We start from the raw sequence: 20,785 nt of genomic DNA on the forward strand, positions 1-20,785 counted from the left end.
TTAAATAGAGATATTTTAGCTTTTAAGAGAAGGAAGAATCGGCAAAGATGAGTTTTCCTCTGGTGGGGTAAAATCAAGCTTTCTTTCCCCCACCAGAGGAAGAATAATTTCTACAGTTGTTCCTAAACCTTGACCTTGACTAGAGATAGTAATATCTCCCCCCATTATTTTCATAAAATTCTTAGAAATAGCTAATCCTAAACCCGTACCGCTAAATTTTCTAGTTGTGGAACCATCAATCATCACAAAAGGACGGAATAATTTTAATTGCTGCTGGGGGTCGATACCGATTCCTGTATCGATTATAGTGATAATAGCCTGTGGATATTCTAAGTGAGTTATCAGAGAAATAGTTCCCGTCTCGGTAAATTTAATTGAGTTAGAAATAACATTCAAAATTACCTGTTTTAATTTAGTGGGATCAGCATAGACTATCGGATTTTCTGGACAGAAAAGCGAATTTAATTTTAAGTGCTTACCCTGCAGCGATGCTGTTTGTAAATTAATAACTTCATTGATAATTTGGTGTAAATCTACTGGTTCAGGATTAACGGAAAGTTTGCCTGCTTCTATTTTAGCAATACTGAGAATATCATCAATAATTTCCAAAAGATGTACGGCTGCCTTATCCGCTTGTTGCAAATATTCTTTTTCCTCCTCTTCACTGTTACAAAATCCATCCATAACGCAACGAATTGAGCCAATAATACCATTGAGAGGGGTGCGTAATTCGTGGGAAGTATTCGCCAAAAATTGGTTTTTTAATTGATTAGCATTTTCCGCTTCTTGCCAACTCTTAACTATTTCCTCTCCCCAAAGACGTAAACGTTCGAGCATTTCCTCTAGGGACGAGGCTAACTGATTAATTTCTCTAATATTAAAATTTTGTGGTCTAATCTTTTGGGAAGGAATTTTCTGAATATTTAAGGCATAATCTCGCAGTTTTTCTAAAGGTCTAGCTAAATCCCTAGCAATAAGTACAATAGCTACTAAATAAGCTAATAATAAACCAGAAATTAGATAAAAAATTGCCTCCCAAATTTGTTGTAGAGGAGCCAGAGCTTGGGAGAGAGAACTAATGGCTAAAACTACCCATTTTTGGGATGATTCTCCCGTAACTGGACTGGGGAGGGAACTGTAACCAGCGACTAATTCTTTGCCATATTTCTCGAAAGAAAATAAATGGAGAAATCTCCGTCGACCTCTAACAGCATTATCGATGATCAGATTGAGACGTTCCGCATCAGCTTCTTGACTGATATGGCTACCAATGCGATGAAAATAGGGATGAGCGAGAATAATGCCATTTTCAGAAATAACCACGGGATAACCTGACAAAGAACCGCGTAAAACCTTCTCACCATAAAGTAGAGAAGTTTGTAAAATCAGACCAGATTGTAATTGTCCTTGATTGTCGTAGATGGGAACGGCAAAGACTAATTCTAATTGACGATTGTTATCGGGAGATTTAATTAGAAATTTTCTAGGTAAACTTTTAACTAAAATATTCTCGATATTCCTGGCAAAGCTATTCCGTTTTTCTGCCCATCTTTCCAGAGGCAAAATTTTGAGGATTTCTGGTTCACAGGCTCGATTTAATAAAGGTTTCTTGGTCTTAATATCAATTAATTCCAGATAGTTAATCTGATTAGGAAGCTGTGCCGTGAATTGTTGTAAAAAAGCTTGTTTTTCGGCTAAGGTTCCCTGTTTTAAAACCAGACTCTCACCCGCAGTGATCAGATTGGCCCGCAAAAATTGAATTGATTGCTCAATATTGTCTGCTTTTCTGATGGCACTTTCGGTGAGATTTTGACGGGCCGTTTCCAAAAAAGCCGATCGCGCCTTACGATAGGTAACATAAACCCCCATTAGTAGTACAGGAACACTAACCAGGAGTAAGCGAGAGAGCAGAATACGACGAAAGGAGGATTGACCGATAGACATGGGCGGAAATTGGTTTGATTATTGCTATCAAACTCCAGACTATACTAGCCTATTCACCAATCGGACCTGGTGATATCCCTCATCATTTACTATGAATCATCCTCACACCACCGTTATTTTAGCCATGAGTGCCGATGGTAAAATTGCCGACGCCTACCAGTCAGCGGCCAGATTTGCCTCTGCTACCGATAAAATGCGTCTAGAACAACATTTATCCCGCATGGATGCCGCTTTATTCGGTGCTAACACCCTGCGCGCTTATCACACCAGTCTTCCTATCCGTCATGGCGATTTTCTCGCTTATCGTCAACAACGGGGATTATCCCCGCAGCCGATACAGATCGTTTGTTCTCATTCGGGCCTGCTTGATCCCCGGATGAAATTTTTTCAGCAGCCTTTTCCTCGCTGGTTAATCACGGCAGCCGAAAAAGTGGCAGCCTGGGAAAATCGGGGTTTATTTGAGCTTGTCTTAGTCTGCGGCGATTGGAAGGCTATTTTTAGTCAATTTACCGCCCTAGGTATCAAAAAACTGGCGATTCTGGGAGGAGGTGAATTAATTGCCTCTCTTTTAGCTGAAGATTTAATCGATGAAATCTATCTAACCATTTGTCCTTTGATGTTAGGAGGCAATAAAGCGGCAACTCCCCTGGGAGGAACTGGATTTCTGGCAGATTCTGCCAGAAAATTACGACTTTTGAGCGTGGAAACCGTGGAAGCAGAAATTTTCCTACATTATTCCCTTGAACGAGATTGCCACAAATCTCAAAACTAGATTACCTTAAATAAAAAGGTTGACTTATCTTGTCCCATGGTAGAACAGCTTAAACCCCAATATTCTGTCGCTTGGATTGATAAAATGAGTGAGATTTCCCAACAAAAATGGGATGCTCTCGCTCAACCCCTAACTACTCCCTTTCTAGAGTGGGAATGGTTACATAATATCGAAACTTCCGGCAGCGCTACGGGACGGACGGGGTGGCAACCTGCTCATCTAACAGTTTGGTGCGGTGCTGAGTTAATTGCCGCCGCTCCTTTGTATATTAAAAGTCATAGTTACGGTGAATTTGTCTTTGACCACCAATGGGCAGATCTTTCCCATCGTTTAGGGATTAGATACTATCCGAAACTGTTAGGAATGACCCCTTTTACTCCGGCGGTAGGTTATCGTTTTTTAATTGCTCCGGGGGAAAATGAACTGGAGATTACTGCTTTAATGATAGCGGCTATTGATCATTTTTGTGATCAAAATAATCTGTCGGGTTGTCATTTTCTTTTTGTGGATCCCCAATGGCGAATTTTAATGGAAAATTTGGGTTTTACCCCCTGGTTACACCATAGTTATATTTGGAATAACAAGGGTTTTCAAAGTTTTGAAGATTATCTGACGGTTTTTAATGCTAATCAACGCCGCAATATTAAACGGGAACGGAAAGCGGTGACTAATGCGGGGTTAATTATTAAAACTCTGGCTGCCGAAGAAATTCCCCATCATTTATTCCCGTTAATTTATCGGTTTTATAGCAGTACCTGTGATAAATTTTACTGGGGAAGTAAATATCTGACACAGAAATTTTTTGAACAATTATATCCGAATTATCGTCAGCGAGTGGTTTTGATTACTGCCTACCAAAATGAAAAGGATACTAAACCGGTGGGTTTATCTTTTTGTATTCGCAAAGATACTAATCTTTATGGTCGTTACTGGGGCAGTTTTCAAGAGTATGACTGTTTACATTTTGAAGCTTGTTACTATCAACCGATCGATTGGGCAATTAGTCAAGGTATTACCATGTTTGACCCGGGTGCGGGAGGACAACATAAAAAAAGACGGGGTTTTCCTGCCACTGCTAATCATAGTTTACACCGTTTTTATCATGGCAAAATGACTCAAATTCTCCGCAATTATATCCAGGAAATCAATCAAATGGAACAGGAAGAAATTGATGCAATCAATCAAGATTTACCCTTTTCTAAGAGAGAAATTGAGTTGAACGAGTAATTTAGATAGGGTTTGTCCCTATTAGTGCAATCAACTATGAATACGAGGTTCCGGGTGCAGAGTAGTGAGAATTTCACTTTCGATCGCCGCTAGGGTTTCTAAACGTTGCTCGATCACTGTACGTTCAAAATAATCCGCTGCTAATAGCCAATAAATACCATAATGACGCGCTTCGGAAGCCATTAAACCGCGATAAAATTGAGCTAATTGAGGATCGGGACAATATTCTGCCAATAAACCTAATCTTTCGTGGGAACGCGCCTCAATTAAAGCTGATATTAACAGAGAATCCAAAAGGCGATCGGGTTCTTGGTGACGAATCTGGGCCTTCAATTTAGCACCATAGGGGGGAGAATTTAAGGGAGCGAGGGGAATTCCCCATTTATCTAACCATTGATTGACCTGTTCAAAATGTTCTAATTCCTCTTGTGCGATCGCCGTTAATTTCCGCACGAGGGAAGCGTAGGAAGGATAACGAAACATGAGATTTAATGCCACTCCTGCCGCTTTTCGCTCACAATGGGAATGATCGAGCAGAATAATCTCTAAATTATTAATTGCCTGTTCTATCCAATCCTCAGAGGTGGCACTGACTAATAAATTAATCTTTCCCATCGTCGCTGATTCCAATGTGCTGCATCTTTCACCCTAACCCAAAAAGTCGAACAACACCAGTCAAAAACTAAGGACACGGCTTCTGTGATAGCCTAGATGATTGGTGAAGCATAAACACGGCCAATCAATCAGATGGATTTTTTACTGGAAGTCGGTACAGAAGAACTACCCGCAGATTTTGTCGATAGCGCGATCGCACAATTGCAGGAAAGAGTTAGCAAGAGTTTAGAGACGGAATCTCTGGACGCTACTGCTATTCAAGTTTACGGAACCCCGCGCCGTTTGGCCGTGTTAATCACAGGATTACCAAGGGAGCAAGAGGCTCGCAGCGAGGAGATCAAAGGACCGCCAGTTAGTGCAGCCTACAAAAATGGCCAAATTACCCCCGCTGGTGAGGGTTTTGCTCGAAAACAGGGAGTTAGCACCGACGCTTTCTCCATTCGTGCCACAGACAAAGGAGAATTTGTCTATATTGAAAAAACGATTCCGGGTCGTCAAACAGCCGAGATTTTAACTGAATTAATTCCCCAATGGATTACCCGTTTGGAAGGAAGACGTTTTATGCGTTGGGGAGATGGAGACTTAAGATTTCCCCGGCCAATTCGTTGGTTATTAACTTTAGTGGATGGGGAAGTTTTGCCCCTAGAATTAATTAATGGCTCTACCACTTTAACCAGCGATCGCTTAACTTTTGGTCATCGCATTCTACACCCGCAATCCCTAGCCATTAGTCACCCCCAAGCATATTTAACCAGTTTGCGATCAATTTTTGTGGAAGCGGATCCGCAAGTGCGTCAACAGATAATTACTGATCAGATTACCACCCTAGCCAAAAAGCTGGAGGGAGTGGCAGAAATTCCCGCAGATTTATTAGCAGAAGTGACTAACTTAGTCGAATATCCCACGGCAATTGTCGGCAAATTTGACGATGAATTTCTGGAATTACCCCCAGAAGTAATTATTACTGTGATGGTGACACATCAGCGTTATTTCCCGGTGAAAACTCCCCAGGGTTTGTCACCCTATTTCATCACTATTTCTAATGGCGATCCCCAGAAATCTGAGATTATCTCCGCAGGAAATGAAAGGGTTATCCGCGCACGGTTAGCCGATGCCAGATTTTTCTATACTGCCGATTGTGATGAACCCTTAGATAGTTTTCTTCCCCAACTGGAAACCGTCACTTTCCAAGAAGAATTGGGAACCATGCGCGATAAAGTCGATCGGATTATGGAAATTGCCCAGATGATCGTCGAACAGTTAAATCTCGATGAACAAAGTCGCAGTGATATAGAGTCCACTGCCATGCTTTGTAAAGCGGATTTAGTTACCCAAATGGTTTATGAATTCCCCGAATTACAGGGAATAATGGCCGAAAAATATGCTTTAATTAGTGGTGAATCGGCTGTAGTTGCCCGGGGCATTTTTGAACATTATCTGCCTCGCAATTCTGGGGATATACTCCCGGAAACAATCACCGGTCAAGTGGTGGGAATTGCCGATCGATTAGATACTTTAGTCGGTATTTTTGGACTGGGAATGCTACCCACTGGTTCCTCAGATCCCTTCGCTCTCCGTCGGGCTGCCAATGCAATAATTAGTATTATCTGGTCAGCCGATTTTAATATCAATCTTTTGGCATTAATTGAGCAGATAGCTGAGGATTTTGTCACCAGTCATCCCGATAAACCCAACCCAGTCAATCTGATTAAAGATTTCTTTTTACAACGTCTGCAAACTCTCTTAATTGATGATTTGAGGATAGATTATGATCTCGTTAATGCAGTTTTAGGGGAAAACGATCCAGAGTATAAGTCTCGCGCTTTAGAAAATTTATTAGATACCCGTGAACGCGCTCGCTTTTTATCCCAAATTCGTCAGGATGGTCAGTTAGCCAACATCTATGAAACCGTCAATCGCTCGACCCGTTTAGCACAAAAAGGAGATTTAGATACAACTACCCTAGAAACCAAGGGAATCATCGATAGGGAGTTATTTGAACAATCCTCCGAACAAGCATTTTATGACGCTTTAATTGCCCTAATTCCCGAAACTATCAGCGCAAGAGAGCAAAGAGATTATCAGCGTCTCCTCACTGCTTTAACGGCAATTTCTCCCGTGGTGGCTGACTTTTTCGATGGCGAAAATAGTGTGTTAGTCATGGCCGAAAAAGAATCTGTCCGTCGCAATCGTTTAAATCTGTTGGGTTTACTGCGAAATCACGCCCGAGTCCTAGCAGATTTTGGGGCAATTGTCAAGGGATAATTCAGTTATCAGTTATTTGAGTTTTCAGTTATCAGTTATCAGATTTGAGTTTTCAGTGGACAGTGGTAATCAGTGAGCAGTTGTCAATAGACTACCTTTATTGATTCTCCCCATCACCCCACACCCCACACCCCACACCCCACACCCCACACCCCACACCCCAAACCCCACTGAATTACTGCTCACTGATAACTGAAATGGCCGATTCTGAACTACAGCAACAAGTCCAAAGATTACATCGACTGACGGTATGGGGTCGTTGGTTATTTGTGTTGGGTTGTTGGTTAGGGATTGGTTCGGCGAGTTTATGGGTTTTATGGGATGATATAGCCTTAATGCGGCAGTATTTTACTTGGACAGCCCTTAGATACGCTTTAGCTTTCAATTACTGGCCTTCTATCGGTCTAGCCTTTTGTCTTGCCATTACAGGAGCAGTATTAGTCTGGCAAAGTCGCAACATTATTTTAGGACTTTCCCCCAGAGAAAAACTGCGCTTAGAGCAACGGGTGCAGAAAATTCGGGACAAAGGGCCGGGTCATCCCCTCTGGCGCTGGATCTTAAAAAGCAGGGAAAAAGACTTACAATGATAAAGCTTTGCTGAAAGCTGACGGCTAGAACCCCCACTAGATATAATTCTTTACGCAACAACTCTTGACTTTTGAATCCACTTATGACCGTGACTCCCCAAGCTCCTACGAAAACTCGCCGCGTGGTTTTTCCCTTCACCGCTATTGTCGGCCAGGAAGAAATGAAATTATCCCTAATGCTCAACGTCATCGACCCCAAAATTGGCGGGGTGATGATTATGGGGGATCGAGGTACGGGAAAATCGACCACAATTAGGGCTTTAGCCGACCTTTTACCAGAAATTGACGTAGTTGCTAACGATCCCTTTAATTCTGACCCCAATGATCCCGATTTAATGAGCGATGAGGTGCGGCAAAGGGTGGACGAGGCCATCCCCTTGACCATTGCCAAGAAAAAAGTCACTATGGTAGATTTGCCCCTCGGTGCGACGGAGGATCGGGTCTGTGGCACAATTGACATCGAAAAGGCCCTGTCAGAAGGGGTAAAAGCTTTTGAACCCGGTTTGCTGGCCAAAGCTAACCGCGGCATTCTCTATGTGGATGAAGTCAATTTACTTGACGATCACCTCGTCGATGTGCTATTAGATTCGGCCGCTAGTGGTTGGAATACGGTGGAACGGGAAGGAATTTCCATCCGTCACCCGGCCCGGTTTGTTTTGGTGGGATCGGGCAACCCAGAAGAGGGAGAATTGCGCCCACAACTGCTCGATCGCTTCGGAATGCACGCCGAGATTCACACCGTCAAAGAACCACCTCTACGGGTCAAAATCGTGGAACAGCGTGCGGAATTTGATGGCAATCCCCTCTCGTTTTTAGAGAAATATAACTTAGAACAGGAAGAACTGCAAAGAAAGCTCGTGGAGGCCCAAAATCTTTTGCCTTCCGTGGAGCTTGATTATGAGCTGCGGGTGAAAATTTCCGAGGTTTGTTCCGAGTTGGACGTGGATGGATTGCGCGGCGATATCGTTACCAATCGCGCCGCTAAAGCTCTGGCCGCTTTGGAAGGACGGACCACTGTGACGGTAGATGATATCCGTCGGGTAATTGTTCTCTGTTTACGTCACCGTTTGCGGAAAGATCCGCTAGAATCGATCGATTCTGGTTATAAAGTCTTGAAAGCTTTTAATCGCGTCTTTGGATTAGAGGAAAATTCCTAAACCCCACTTCACCCTCTCCCCGAAGAGAGGGTTTTTTAGGCTCTTCGTTACTTGTTATGGTTCGATAGGGTGGCATAAATAAACTAAATCCTTATCTGGCAAGAGATTTAATTGATTAGTTCGCTCTAGATCAAAAACAATTGACAAAAATCGCCAAACGTTTTTCTCTATAAGGGTTCCGTCCCTTATAACCCGCGTACATTGCATAACACAAACCGAAGAACCGTTTTTTAATAGCCAAAAGTGATGAAAGCATTATTTTGACCAATAACTGGGAGAATTTTAATCGCTTTTTTGCTTTTTACCTTTTACTTAGATATTACAGCCTTTCTCGTAAAGATAAAGTATAATCTGACAGGGCATAGTCTCGGAGTCGACCGTCTCCCCAAAACGAAAACTTCGTATCTCACCATTAAGATAACTGCTATATGTCTCGTCCTGTTGTTTATTTTGCCGTTACTAATCATGGTTTTGGCCATGCCGTCCGCAGTGCTTCAGTAGTAGCTAATATTATTGAACTTAATCCCGAAATTTTGCCGATATTAGTCACCACGGCCCCGCGCTGGTTATTAGATTCCTATATATCCGGAGAATATATTCAAAGACCCCGGGGGTTTGATGTGGGGGTAATCCAATCGGATAGTTTAACGATGGATAAATTAGCTACTAAAGAAAAATTAGAACAAATAATTGCTCAATCAAGGGCAATTATTGCCAGTGAAGTTAATTTTATTAAAACTAATCGTGTGGGTTTAGTTGTGGCCGATTTACCGCCTTTAGCGGCACTAATTGCCAAAAGCGCGGGGCTTCCTTGTTGGATGATTGGTAACTTTGGCTGGGATTTTATCTATCGTGATTGGGGTGAAGAATTTGCCAGTATTAGTGATTGGATCAGTCGTTGTTATAATCAATGTGATCGCTTATTTAAACTGCCTTTAGCAGAAGCGATGACAGCATTTCCTCACATTACAGAAGCAAATTTAACCGGGGGTACACCCCGCTACAGTGAAGAACAATTGCGACAGGAGTTTAAGCTAAATGCCCCTAAAGAAAAAACTATTTTATTGAGTTTTGGGGGGTTAGGATTAGAAGCAATTCCATATAATAATCTCGCCAGTTTTCCCGATTGGCAATTTATCACTTTTGAAAAAAACGCGCCCGAATTGCCCAATTTAGTCCGCTTACAGGATAAACTAGATCGGAGCTATCGTCCCGTGGATTTTATGCCCCTGTGCGATCGAATTATTTCCAAACCGGGATATAGTACCTTTGCCGAGGCTTTAAAATTAGAGGTGCCGATTGTTTCCCTAATTCGAGAAGGTTTCGCCGAATCAGCGATTTTATTGGCTGGAATCCAAGATTATAGTTATCATCAAATCATTAGCAGTGAAGAATTTTTTCAAGGTAATTGGGACTTTTTACGCCAAGCCCCCCAACCGCCACGATTAAAGGTTAAACTGCCTAAAGATGGTGCAGAATCGATAGCGAGAGCTATCGTAGAATACTTTGAGAGGTAATAGTAATGATTAACTTAGCCAATTTAACCTCTGATTATTAAGTAGGTAGGCATTAAAAATTATCAGACACCCCCCTTATCAAGGGGGGATTAAGGTTAGGGGCAGGGTAGCTCAGAGGCAAAATCCATCTTCAATTTAATTATAACTACTTAGGGTCTGCTGAAAAAGTTTTTCCTGGGGGTAGGAGTCAGGAGTCTCCGAGTCAGTAGCCGGTCGTTTCAGGCTTTGTTGCCCTTGTTTTTTGTACCAAGCGATGTACTACAAGAAGGATAATGCAAGGTTTTTGAAAGTCCCTATCCTATTTTCGCAGCATGAACATCGGACTTTAACAGGTCAAAAGCTTTATTTTAAAAGGGTTTTACCATTATTCAGCAGACCCTACTTACTTAAGTTAATTTCCTCCAAATTTTTGCGGCTCTCTTGTCTTTTTTGTGATAGGTTTTAGCGCTCGAATTTGTCTTCCTCTCTCTGTCCTTTGTACCTTTGTGGTTTATCCCCAAGAGAGCCTTTTTCCAGTCTATCCCTTCGGTGAGAAAAATAAGAGCGGAAACCACAGTTGATGAAGAATATCTTCATTAATCCGACGCACGGCTAACCATTCCAACATATTAGAACGATGGCAGGTGGCCACTGTGATCGCACTTATATCATTTTCTTCTGCTGCCGTCAAAACTTCTAATACAGGTGTTCCTGATCGCACTTGGCTCTTTACTTGCAAACCGAGTTTTTCTAGTCGCGCTTGCACCGCTTCTAATTCCCGACGAGCATCATTAAAACGGTATTCGGTGACACCGGGATCGCGACTGATATTTTCTACTACCCGGAGGAGAAGACATTGCTCAAAAGAGCCGGGGGCGCGGATTTGAGCGTATTTTTCTATCTGTTCAATTAGATAAATTGCGTCGGGACTGCCATCGTAGGGAATTAATAAATGTTTCCAGAGATGCTGACAGCGCAGGGCCAATTCATCGTGAGTATAAACTGATAATAATTGCGGTCGGAAAATCAGCAGCGGAATATCGGTAATACCTGCGATCGCTAAACTGGTACTACCGAATAATTTTTCTTGGACAGCACCGCGCATGGGATTTCCCATCAAAATCACGTCAATAGAGTGATTAGCGAGGATTTCCCGCACGGCATCCACGGGACGACGGTTAGAGATTTCGACAATAACTGTCATACCGTCGGGAATATTTGCTAAAGCTGGAGATAATTTTTCTTTGGCCGCGTCAATTTTTGCTTGATCTACGGCAGCTAGGGTGGGTTGTTCCCAAACCGGAATACTGTGGAGGAAGATAACTTGTTTTAAGCCGCTCAGGGCTAAGTGTGGCACACAATGGACAAGACGATGGAGACCATCGAAAAGATCTGTACAGATCAAAGCGCGCTCGAACATAAATTAACCCCCAGCAGTTCGGTTATTCTTCCCTAAGAATAGCTAAAAAGGTGAAGAAATGCGCCCCGCATCCCTAGCTCGTTTCCGGAGAAACCCAGCCGGAGAAAGAGGTCGCCCGAAGGGGTGGAATGAGTTACTGGGGGGCCCAGGGATTAGAATCTAGACCCCACTGGTGTTTGAGAAAAGCTTTGTACATATTTTCTCTGACCATCATTTGTTCGTAGAGCTTGATCAGGAAGTCCTGCGCTTGCTCCTGACTCATTTTTTCTACCTGAGTCTGAAAAGAACGAATGTTGAACTGTTGTTCTAAGGAAAGTTCGATCGGTTGAGACATGGTGTTCCTCCTCAATGAAGACAGTGGTTGATCACAAGCGAGATGGGTGATTGGTATCACCTCTTTTCTTTAACTAATGTAACAAATACTTGACAAAGTGTCAATGTATCTGTAGAGAGGGTTTTGCTTTCTCCCTCCTGTTAGCTAGGATACCCCGCCGCCAAAAGCAAAGAAGCATATAATGATACATTTAGCAAGAGTTTTCATAAAATTTTGCTTACTGTGAACAAATACTTAAGTAGTTATACTTAGGCAGCTCAGAGCGAGAGAAAATATTTGACAAATTGTGGAAACATTCTGTAATAATCGAAAAGAGCGACATAAATCGGGTAAGTTGAATGGTTAGGCCTGTTAAAAGCTAAAAACGTAACCCCTAGATTCCGTCCCTCTCGTTGAAATCGTTAAGGATAGTCAAAATTGACGGCCACAGCCGCTATCGTGCAGAAACTACAAGCTTATCGCTGGGAAATATCTTCCTTAGCTCTGTTTGCCTTAAAAAAATCAGCATACAGGCACGGAATGTCGCACAAGTTTTTACATCACCCTATACTTGGAGGAATCCATCATGTCCGTTCGTCTATACGTTGGTAATTTGCCCAAAGAATCCGTCGAGCGCGAAAAATTACAGGCGCTTTTTGCCGATGAAGGGGATACGATCACCACTAAAGTCATCAAAGATCGCAAAACCGGCAAATGTCGCGGTTTTGCCTTCGTTACCGTCCCTAGCGATGAACTAGCTGACCAGTTTATCGAAAAATACAACGGCCAATCCTTCATGGAAAACCCGATCAAAATCGAGAAAGCTCTCCCCCGCAGCAAGGGAGGTAAAGAAGAAGGAGAAGAAGCAGACGGACCGGAGGCCAGCGTAGAAACCCCGGAAAAAGTCGAAAGACCGACTCCGAAACCGACGACGGCGGCACCGCGCAAATCCAGTGGTGGTGGCGGCGGCGGCAAAAAACGCAAGGCTGAACGGGGTGGCAATAATGCCCCGAAAGTTACCAGCGATGGTGACGCTTTACAGCCAGATCCCCGTTGGGCCAATGAATTGGCTAAACTCAAGGAAATGTTAGCAGCTCAGGCCACTAATCCCTAATTCCATTGACAAGAGGGCAAGGGATAGCCGATAACTAAGAGGTTCAAAACATCGCTTTTAGGAGTGTGCATCATGACAGCAATCGATCCGGTCATTCTTATGAAACAGGAGGTCGGTAAGGCCGCCGCTAATCTAGTTCAATCTAATTCGGTCGTGGGATTGGGAACTGGTTCAACGACGGCCTACGCGATCGAATATCTCGGTGCTAGACTGCAAAGCGGGGAAATCAGCAATATTGTCGGGGTTCCTACTTCTTTTCAAGCGCAGGTTTTGGCCCGGAAGTACGGAATTCCCCTCACTACCCTCGATGTCATCGTGAAGATGGATATCGCCATCGATGGGGCCGATGAGGTGGATCCCCAGAAAAATCTGATTAAAGGCGGCGGTGCTGCCCATACTCAGGAGAAAATTGTCGATAGTCTCGCCGATATTTTCGTCGTGGTGGTGGATGGCAATAAGCTGGTGGATAAGTTGGGATCGACTTTTCTTTTGCCGGTGGAAGTGTTACCTATGGCCATGACTCCGGTAATGCGGAAATTAGAGGCCCTCGGTGGTAAACCTTCCCTGCGCATGGGGGTGAAAAAAGCCGGCCCCGTGGTCACAGATCAAGGCAATTTAGTTATCGATGTTAAATTTGATAGTATCGATGATCCGGCTGATTTGGAAAGAACTATTAATAATATGCCGGGGGTTTTAGAAAATGGTTTATTCGTCGGGGTTGCTGATCTGATTCTCGTCGGTGAAATTATCGACGGTAAGCCGGTAGTGCGCGAAATTAAGTAGGCTTAATTATTCTGAAGCTAATAGTGAAACAGGCCTGCCGCCTGTTTTATTAAGTAGTTAGGTGTTAAAAACTGTCAGATCCCCCCCTTAATAAGGGTAGGGCTATTTCATTCTCAAGAAAAAAGGAGAAATACGGCGAGAAACGAAATTTTAGCGACCTAAAGACAATAATTGGGAGATGCTGATTAAGCTTTTCACCATCGACAATGTACCTCGTGCGAACAGGAAACGCTATAGTCAAGCTAGTTTTTGGAAAATGACGATCAAATATAGTCTGAAAAAATTAACTTTTGATTCAGCTTTTCGAGAATTTATTGAGTCACAAATTCAGAGCAATGATTTTCAAATTTTGCCCCTTAATTTACTACATTTTTAACGAGTAGCGCAATTGCCTTTTCAGCATTTTAGTAGATATGTAGGGGGTAAGTTCGGTTATATTGCCGGCTCTTCTGGTTTCCGTAGCGCCGCTAGAACCACTGAGAACAGAGGACATCACTTTTGTGCAATTCCTGTGAAAGGTTGAATAAAACTATCCACACCGACAAAGGAGGTGAGGGGCGACCAGTTTAAAATATCCTCTAAAATTGATTGATAGCCTTGCACATTGGGATGAAGTCCATCTTCCATTAATCTTTCTTGGCACCACAGATCACCCCGGTTCATCCAGAGATCAAATAAATCGAGATAGGGAATATTTTGCTCTAGACAAGCTTGTTTAGTGGTTTCCTTAAAACTATACTGATCGCCATGGTTGAAGTAAAAGCAATCTAAAAAGGGCATTTTCCGCTCATCCACGGGAATCATACCTATAAACAAAACCGGGCAAAGAGAACGGGCCCGGGTGAGTAAATGTTCGATTTGAGTTTGAAAAAGATCGTGATCGGTATAAGTACGACCATCGGGCCGGCCTAAACGGGCTGTATCATTAACACCGACGGAGAGAAGAATCAGGTCGGGGAGACGATTGCGAATTTCCCCCCTGAGACGAAATTCCTGTTCTAAACGTTCGGACACTTGTACTACTCGATCGCCGCGAATCCCCAAATTATACAGGGCATGACCGGCACTTTCCATCCACAAACGACGTAGGCGCTCGGCCCAACCGCCACCCACGGGGTCGCCATAGCCATACACAAGGCTATCACCTAAAGCGACGATTTTGAGGGGATGGGTCATGATTAGGGCTTTGTCTTTAGTAGGTAAACGAGAAAGAGTTGGCATGATCGCTTGATCGAATCGGTTATCCTTTACACTTGTAAACGAATTTGGTTAAACTGTCCGTGTATTATACTACATTAAAAATTTTTTCCTGCCAGTTAACTTATCTGATATCAGCCAAGCACTGACACCGACCAGTATAAAGCAGCGCAGCCCGATGATCATTGCTTGCCTCCGAGTCATTTCCGGGCTAAATCTACTATAAAATTTATGGTTAAAACCTAGATAAATTGATGACTACTCGTTTACAACGCGCGGTTCAAGACCAAGAATTTTTGATTACAGCCGAGATTACTCCCCCGAAAGGGGGTAATACCAGTCATATGCTAGAAATGGCCCTCTGGCTAAAAAATCGCGTTCATGCAGCTAATATTACCGATGGCAGTCGCGCCGTAGTGCGGATGTCCTCTCTGGCTGCCTCCGCTATTCTCTATCAACACGACATCGAACCCATCTGTCAAATGGCCTGCCGCGATCGCAATGTGATCGGATTACAAGCAGATCTAATGGGCGCTCATGCTTTGGGATTGAGAAATATACTAGCTTTAACTGGAGATCCGGTCAAAGCAGGAGATCACCCCCAAGCTAGGGCAGTTTTTGACCTAGAATCGGTACGTTTGTTAAAATTAATCGATAAATTAAATAAAGGTTTTGACTTTAACGATAAATCTTTACCCGATGGCTCCCTAGAACTTTTTGCCGGGGCTGCCGTTGATGTGCAGTCAAAAAGTTGGTCTGGTCTTCAACGCCGTTTTGAGCGTAAAATCGAAGCGGGAGCGCAGTTTTTTCAAAGTCAATTAGTTACAGATTTCGAGTGTCTTGATAAGTTCATGCAGCAGGTGGCCTCGCTGGCCGATAAACCGATTCTAGCGGGGATTTTTCTGTTAAAATCAGCTAAAAACGCCGTATTTTTAAATAAAAATGTGCCGGGGGTACAAATTCCCGACCATATCATTCAAAGACTCGCCGATGCAGCCCATCCCCTCGAAGAAGGCATCAAAATCGCCGCCGAACAAATAAAATTAGCCCAGCAGTTATGCCAAGGTGTCCACATCATGGCGATTAAACGGGAGGATTTAGTCCCAAAAATTCTCGACGTGGCCGGTATCCCGCCAGTGCATAACTAAGATGAAAAGTCAATAGTTTTTAGAAAAAATTAACTTTCATTTTGACTAGCGGTCTTTTGACAAGAATTCTACCCCTAACCTAGGATGGTAAGGCTCAAAGCATCTTCGGGGTTAAAAGCATGGATTCCAATCTAGGTCAAGAAAAAGAGAATAGTTGTGGTAATTCCGGACGAAAATGGTTGTCGATCGGTATTGCCCCCACTGGTATAATTTCTATTGGCATTGTTCCCATGGGCGTTATTTCCATCGGTATTGTTCCTATGGGAATAGTTTCCATTGGAACCGTGGCCATGGGGACAATTGCGGCCGGTTTTGTGTCCATGGGACTTTTCAGTATTGGTAGCGTTGGGATGGGATTAAATAACGGCCATTTTTCCAATCTTAATTCTCCCCCTGCTGAATCCCCCCATAAACATCATCAGCATTAAAATCAAGATTTGACCAGCAATCATGAACTATTCCATCCGTGCTGCCGTTGCTACCGATGTCAAGGCTATTTTTGACTTAATTGTCGCCTTAGCGGCCTATCAAGAACTCAGCCATTTGATGACAGGAAATAGTCAAGCTTTAGGGGAGCATTTATTCGGAGAAAAACCCTACATCGAAGCATTGGTGGTGGAAGTAGAGGGTAAAATAGTCGGTTTTGCCCTATTTTTTACTAACTATTCCACCTTTATAACTAAACCGGGGATTTACCTAGAAGATATCTTCGTTTTACCCGATTATCGTAGTCAAGGTATCGGGAAAGCTTTACTAATGGCTGTGGCTAAAATTGCCGTCGCTAGGGATGCGGGACTTTTAGAATGGACTGTCTTAGAGTGGAATCAACTGGCGATCGATTTTTATGGAAAAATGGGGGCTAAGGTCTTCCAAGAGTGGCAAATTTGTCGTCTCACCGGGACAGCTTTAACCCAATTGGGTAATAGCGATAAATAAGTCAGTCCCGATGCCAAAGTTGGCACCGTCAAGCATGAAAATATTCTGATCCTAAATCCGGTTATTAAAAACTGATTATTTATTCCCCCTTTTGCAGGAGTTTCTTTCCTGATATGTGGCCTAGACTCAACGGATGGCCGTATTACTTCAGATCTGATTACTCAATCCAAGCTTTTGGGGGGTAGAACCCCCCAAACCCCCCGCGCATTAGTTTTTCGGTGGGATGCTTACACGCAGCCGCTGACGCATCTGTAATAATTTGAGAGTCATTTCACTCGCAGGGGTGCCTCTCCTGATATGTAGCCTATACTCAACGGATGGCCGTATGATTGACGAATTTGCCTTATTTCAGCTTCTATTTTCAAGTCAGGAGATAGGAGTCAGGAGATAGGAGATAGGAGACTTTTTTATTTATTCTCCCCACACCCTACACCCCACACCCTACACCCCACACCCTACACCCCACACCCTACACCCCACACCCCACACCCTCTTTCAAGTCAGACGCTTTGTCGAGCCTGGAACTTTGTGATCGGTCGAGACTCCTTGCTATACTATACCTCTGACACTGGCTTTCCTCATTGGTGCAGAATGCAACCCACAGACTCGAATAAATTTACCGAACAAGCTTGGGATTCGATCGTTAAATCGCAAGAAATTGCGCGACGCTTTAAAAATCAGACCTTAGAGGTAGAACACGTTATTATTGCCCTCCTAGAGCAGAATAACGGTCTAGCCACCCGGATTTTACAAAAAGCTAATATAGAAATTCCGCGACTGCAACAACAGCTAGAAGTCTTCACCAACCGACAGCCGAAAGTGGCCATCGTCGATCAATTATACCTAGGTCGTGGTCTCGATCTGCTGCTCGATCGAGCGGAAGCATCCCGGGAAAGTTGGCAAGATAAATTTATCTCCGTGGAACATCTTCTCGTCGGTTTTGCCGAAGATGAAAGGGTGGGCCGGAAATGTTTACGCACTTTCAATCTTGACCCCCAAGATTTAGAATTAGCTATCAAAGCTATTCGCGGTACTCAAAAGGTTACTGAACCCAATCAAGAGGAAAAATACGAAGCTTTAGATAAATATGGCCGGGATTTAACAGCAGCAGCCAAAGAAGGCAAATTAGACCCGGTTATCGGTCGTGATGAAGAAATTCGACGGGTGGTACAAGTCCTCTCGCGACGGTCGAAAAATAACCCGGTTTTAATCGGTGAACCGGGAGTAGGAAAAACCGCTATTGCGGAAGGATTGGCCCAAAGGATTGTTAACGGAGATGTTCCCGAATCTTTGAAAAATCGTCAGTTAATTTCCCTTGATATGGGAAGTTTAATCGCTGGGGCAAAATATCGAGGCGAATTCGAGGAAAGATTGCGGTCAGTCATGAAAGAAGTTACCCAATCAGAAGGGCGAATTATTCTCTTTATTGATGAACTGCATACTGTTGTCGGTGCGGGTTCTAGGGAAGGAGGATCGATGGATGCGGGCAACCTATTAAAACCTATGTTAGCTCGGGGAGAATTGCGCTGTATTGGGGCGACAACTTTGGATGAATATCGCAATCATATTGAAAAAGACCCTCCTTTAGAAAGACGTTTTCAACAGGTTTATATTAAGGAACCTTCCGTGGAGGATACTATCTCAATTCTCCGGGGTTTAAAAGAACGTTATGAGGTGCATCATGGGGTGACAATTACCGATTCGGCCCTAGTGGCAGCAGCTAACCTATCCCATCGTTATATTAGCGATCGTTTTTTACCGGATAAAGCGATCGATTTAGTCGATGAAGCGGCGGCAAAATTAGAGGTAGAAAGTACCACTAAACCCGCCGATTTGGAAATGATAGATCGTCGCTTAATGCAGTTACAGATGGAAAAATTCTCCTTAGAAAAAGAGGAGAAAAAAGATCGAGCTTTTCAAGAGCGTTTAGAAAGAATTATCGAAGAAATTGAGGAATTAGAAAGTAAACAAAAGCCTCTCGCTGACCAATGGCAAACGGAGAAACATATCGCCGAGGAAATTAAATTGTTACGAGAGGAAGAAGAACAATTGCGCCTACAGGTGGAACAGGCGGAACGAGCTTATGATCTCAATAAAGCGGCCCAATTAAAGTATGGCAAACTAGAAATTTTACAGGGGGAATTAGAAGTAAAAGAAAAAGAGCTAGAAACGATTCAAGCGGCAGGTTCGACCCTGTTAAGACAACAGGTAACTGATGCCGATATCGCCGAAATAGTTGCCCGGTGGACAGGAATTCCCGTCAATCGTTTAATGGAATCGGAACGACAAAAATTATTAGAATTAGAGTCTCATTTACAGAAAAAAGTGGTCGGACAAAATGAAGCGGTCACGGCAGTAGCAGCGGCGATTCGACGCGCACGCGCAGGAATGAAAGATCCCTCCCGTCCGATTGGTTCATTCCTATTTATGGGACCCACAGGAGTGGGTAAAACCGAGTTAGCGCGGGCCTTGGCGGGGTTACTGTTCGACTCCGAGGAAGCCATGGTTCGCATCGATATGTCGGAATACATGGAAAAACACGCGGTTTCGCGGTTAATCGGCGCTCCTCCGGGTTATGTGGGTTACGAGGAAGGGGGACAACTATCGGAAGCGGTGCGTCGTCGTCCCTATTCTGTGGTTTTATTGGATGAAGTGGAGAAGGCCCATCGGGATGTTTTTAACATTTTATTACAAGTGCTTGACGATGGGCGCATTACCGACTCTCAGGGGCGAGTGGTGGATTTTCGGAATACGATTATCGTCATGACCAGTAATATTGGCAGTGACCATATTTTAAATGTTTCCGAAGATGCCGATTATGAGGAGATGCGGAAACGGGTTTTAACAGCTTTGCGGAGTCATTTTCGTCCCGAATTTTTGAATCGTATCGACGATTTAATTATTTTCCATACCCTGAAAAAAGAAGAATTGCGTTATATTGTTCGTCTGCAATTACAGCGTCTGGAAAGATTATTAGGAGAACAAAAAATCAATCTAGAATTAACTACGGCCGCAGAAAATCATATTGTTACTGTTGGTTACGATCCCACCTACGGTGCGCGACCTTTAAAACGTGCTATCCAACGGGAGTTAGAGAATCCTTTAGCCACAAAAATTCTCGAACAAGCTTTTATGGAAGGGGATACGGTGGTAATTGATTGTCTGGATGAGGTGTTAAGTTTTAGTAAAAAGGAGCTAGAAAAGGAAGGGCAAACATTAGAATTAGCTGTGGTTAACCTCAGTTCAGATTAAAACCAGATAGGGGATATATTCCCCCTCTGAGTTTACCGTAACCCCCGCCTATCGGCACCCCCCTTATCAAGGGGGGCAGGGGGGATCGAACCTAAAATCCATTTTTAATTTAATTATAACCAGCTATTTATAACTATGAGTTAGGGATAGGTGTAGCAGCTTATTAAAAGTTGCCAAACATTAATCCAGTGAAGGAGAATTGTAATTAGTCAGGAGAATTTATTCTCAATTATAAAAATTGAGAGAGTTTGTGCTGCTTAAATAAAGAGGTTTTGACAACCAAATTCAAGCATATCTAAAGAATTTTGAGTTAAAAGTTAAACTTCTGGTTTTCATTCAGAACAAATATATTAATTAACTATTTTTTTTGGGAAAATTAGTTAACCGAATCTTATAACATATAATTAATTTGCAAGAATTCTAATGTGCTGCACTGGATGGCAATTCTGCTGCGCTCCATTGCAGCTGTTAAGCTTTGTTGTTAGATCGACAGCTTAACACGGGTTACTTGTACTCTATGCTAAAATCTGAACGCTACGATCTAACTTATTTATCTTCT

The 20,785-nt window shown here is 43.2% G+C and carries 17 protein-coding genes; 12 read left to right on the plus strand and 5 right to left on the minus strand.

The window, feature by feature from the left end; all coding sequences use genetic code 11:
• Positions 1-15: 15 nt before the first annotated feature.
• The gene (locus tag IM507_RS18915) at positions 16-1,944 is read right to left on the minus strand and encodes a sensor histidine kinase (RefSeq protein WP_287637524.1); all 1,929 of its coding nucleotides are present in this window, start codon (positions 1,942-1,944) and stop codon (positions 16-18) included.
• A 91-nt stretch (positions 1,945-2,035) separates the two neighbouring features.
• Here IM507_RS18915 and IM507_RS18920 point away from each other — a divergent pair, with 91 nt between their 5' ends.
• Both IM507_RS18920 and IM507_RS18925 read left to right on the plus strand, forming a co-directional pair.
• Positions 2,036-2,716 (plus strand): RibD family protein, encoded by a 681-nt coding sequence (locus IM507_RS18920; protein WP_002738722.1) that lies wholly within the window; start codon positions 2,036-2,038, stop codon positions 2,714-2,716.
• A gap of 36 nt (positions 2,717-2,752) precedes the next feature.
• Complete coding sequence (locus tag IM507_RS18925) at positions 2,753-3,943, plus strand: GNAT family N-acetyltransferase (protein ID WP_069474503.1); 1,191 nt, start codon at positions 2,753-2,755, stop codon at positions 3,941-3,943.
• A 30-nt stretch (positions 3,944-3,973) separates the two neighbouring features.
• Here the strand turns inward: IM507_RS18925 and IM507_RS18930 are convergent, their stop codons facing one another.
• Entirely contained in the window at positions 3,974-4,558 is a 585-nt protein-coding gene (locus tag IM507_RS18930) for a MiaE family protein (RefSeq protein WP_287637525.1), read from the minus strand.
• A 132-nt stretch (positions 4,559-4,690) separates the two neighbouring features.
• On the opposite strand from IM507_RS18930, the gene glyS reads away from it, so the two are divergent.
• The 4 genes from glyS to IM507_RS18950 all read left to right on the plus strand — a co-directional run bounded on the left by glyS (position 4,691) and on the right by IM507_RS18950 (position 10,084).
• Complete coding sequence (gene glyS, locus IM507_RS18935) at positions 4,691-6,823, plus strand: glycine--tRNA ligase subunit beta (RefSeq protein ID WP_287637527.1); 2,133 nt, start codon at positions 4,691-4,693, stop codon at positions 6,821-6,823.
• Positions 6,824-7,020: 197 nt separating this feature from the next.
• On the plus strand, positions 7,021-7,410 hold the full coding sequence (locus tag IM507_RS18940) for a hypothetical protein (protein WP_287637528.1): 390 nt from the start codon (positions 7,021-7,023) through the stop codon (positions 7,408-7,410).
• Positions 7,411-7,493: 83 nt separating this feature from the next.
• Positions 7,494-8,567 carry a magnesium chelatase ATPase subunit I gene (gene bchI / locus IM507_RS18945; RefSeq protein WP_002738384.1) on the plus strand — a complete coding sequence of 358 codons (1,074 nt, stop codon included), beginning with the start codon at positions 7,494-7,496 and terminating at the stop codon, positions 8,565-8,567.
• Between the two features lie 428 nt (positions 8,568-8,995).
• Positions 8,996-10,084: a glycosyltransferase family protein gene (locus IM507_RS18950; protein WP_069474490.1), complete on the plus strand. Its 1,089-nt coding sequence runs from the start codon at positions 8,996-8,998 to the stop codon at positions 10,082-10,084.
• 517 nt (positions 10,085-10,601) lie between these two features.
• Here IM507_RS18950 and IM507_RS18955 read toward each other — a convergent pair.
• Both IM507_RS18955 and IM507_RS18960 read right to left on the minus strand, forming a co-directional pair.
• Positions 10,602-11,483, minus strand: a complete 882-nt coding sequence (locus IM507_RS18955; protein ID WP_002778715.1) for a universal stress protein — start codon at positions 11,481-11,483, stop codon at positions 10,602-10,604.
• Positions 11,484-11,616: 133 nt separating this feature from the next.
• Complete coding sequence (locus IM507_RS18960; protein ID WP_002739006.1) at positions 11,617-11,817, minus strand: NblA/ycf18 family protein; 201 nt, start codon at positions 11,815-11,817, stop codon at positions 11,617-11,619.
• 565 nt (positions 11,818-12,382) lie between these two features.
• Between IM507_RS18960 and IM507_RS18965 the strand changes: the two genes are divergently transcribed.
• Positions 12,383-12,910 carry an RNA recognition motif domain-containing protein gene (locus IM507_RS18965; RefSeq protein ID WP_287232446.1) on the plus strand — a complete coding sequence of 176 codons (528 nt, stop codon included), beginning with the start codon at positions 12,383-12,385 and terminating at the stop codon, positions 12,908-12,910.
• A gap of 72 nt (positions 12,911-12,982) precedes the next feature.
• Positions 12,983-13,693, plus strand: coding sequence for a ribose-5-phosphate isomerase RpiA (gene rpiA / locus IM507_RS18970; RefSeq protein ID WP_002738940.1), 711 nt, complete (start codon positions 12,983-12,985; stop codon positions 13,691-13,693).
• Between the two features lie 492 nt (positions 13,694-14,185).
• Here the strand turns inward: rpiA and IM507_RS18975 are convergent, their stop codons facing one another.
• Positions 14,186-14,914, minus strand: coding sequence for a GDSL-type esterase/lipase family protein (locus IM507_RS18975; RefSeq protein WP_002749866.1), 729 nt, complete (start codon positions 14,912-14,914; stop codon positions 14,186-14,188).
• Between the two features lie 230 nt (positions 14,915-15,144).
• On the opposite strand from IM507_RS18975, the gene IM507_RS18980 reads away from it, so the two are divergent.
• From IM507_RS18980 to clpB, 4 genes are all read left to right on the plus strand, one after another.
• A complete protein-coding gene (locus IM507_RS18980) occupies positions 15,145-16,038 on the plus strand; it encodes a methylenetetrahydrofolate reductase (RefSeq protein ID WP_069474488.1) in 894 nt (297 codons plus the stop codon).
• 119 nt (positions 16,039-16,157) lie between these two features.
• On the plus strand, positions 16,158-16,466 hold the full coding sequence (locus IM507_RS18985) for a hypothetical protein (protein ID WP_002759516.1): 309 nt from the start codon (positions 16,158-16,160) through the stop codon (positions 16,464-16,466).
• 22 nt (positions 16,467-16,488) lie between these two features.
• Complete coding sequence (locus IM507_RS18990; protein ID WP_002738561.1) at positions 16,489-16,974, plus strand: GNAT family N-acetyltransferase; 486 nt, start codon at positions 16,489-16,491, stop codon at positions 16,972-16,974.
• A gap of 591 nt (positions 16,975-17,565) precedes the next feature.
• Positions 17,566-20,226 (plus strand): ATP-dependent chaperone ClpB, encoded by a 2,661-nt coding sequence (gene clpB, locus IM507_RS18995; protein ID WP_123230739.1) that lies wholly within the window; start codon positions 17,566-17,568, stop codon positions 20,224-20,226.
• The last annotated feature ends 559 nt before the right edge of the window (positions 20,227-20,785 follow it).

Origin of the sequence: Microcystis sp. M20BS1, from assembly GCF_020245305.1 — a bacterium.
In the GTDB taxonomy this organism is placed as follows: Bacteria; Cyanobacteriota; Cyanobacteriia; order Cyanobacteriales; family Microcystaceae; genus Microcystis; species Microcystis ichthyoblabe_A.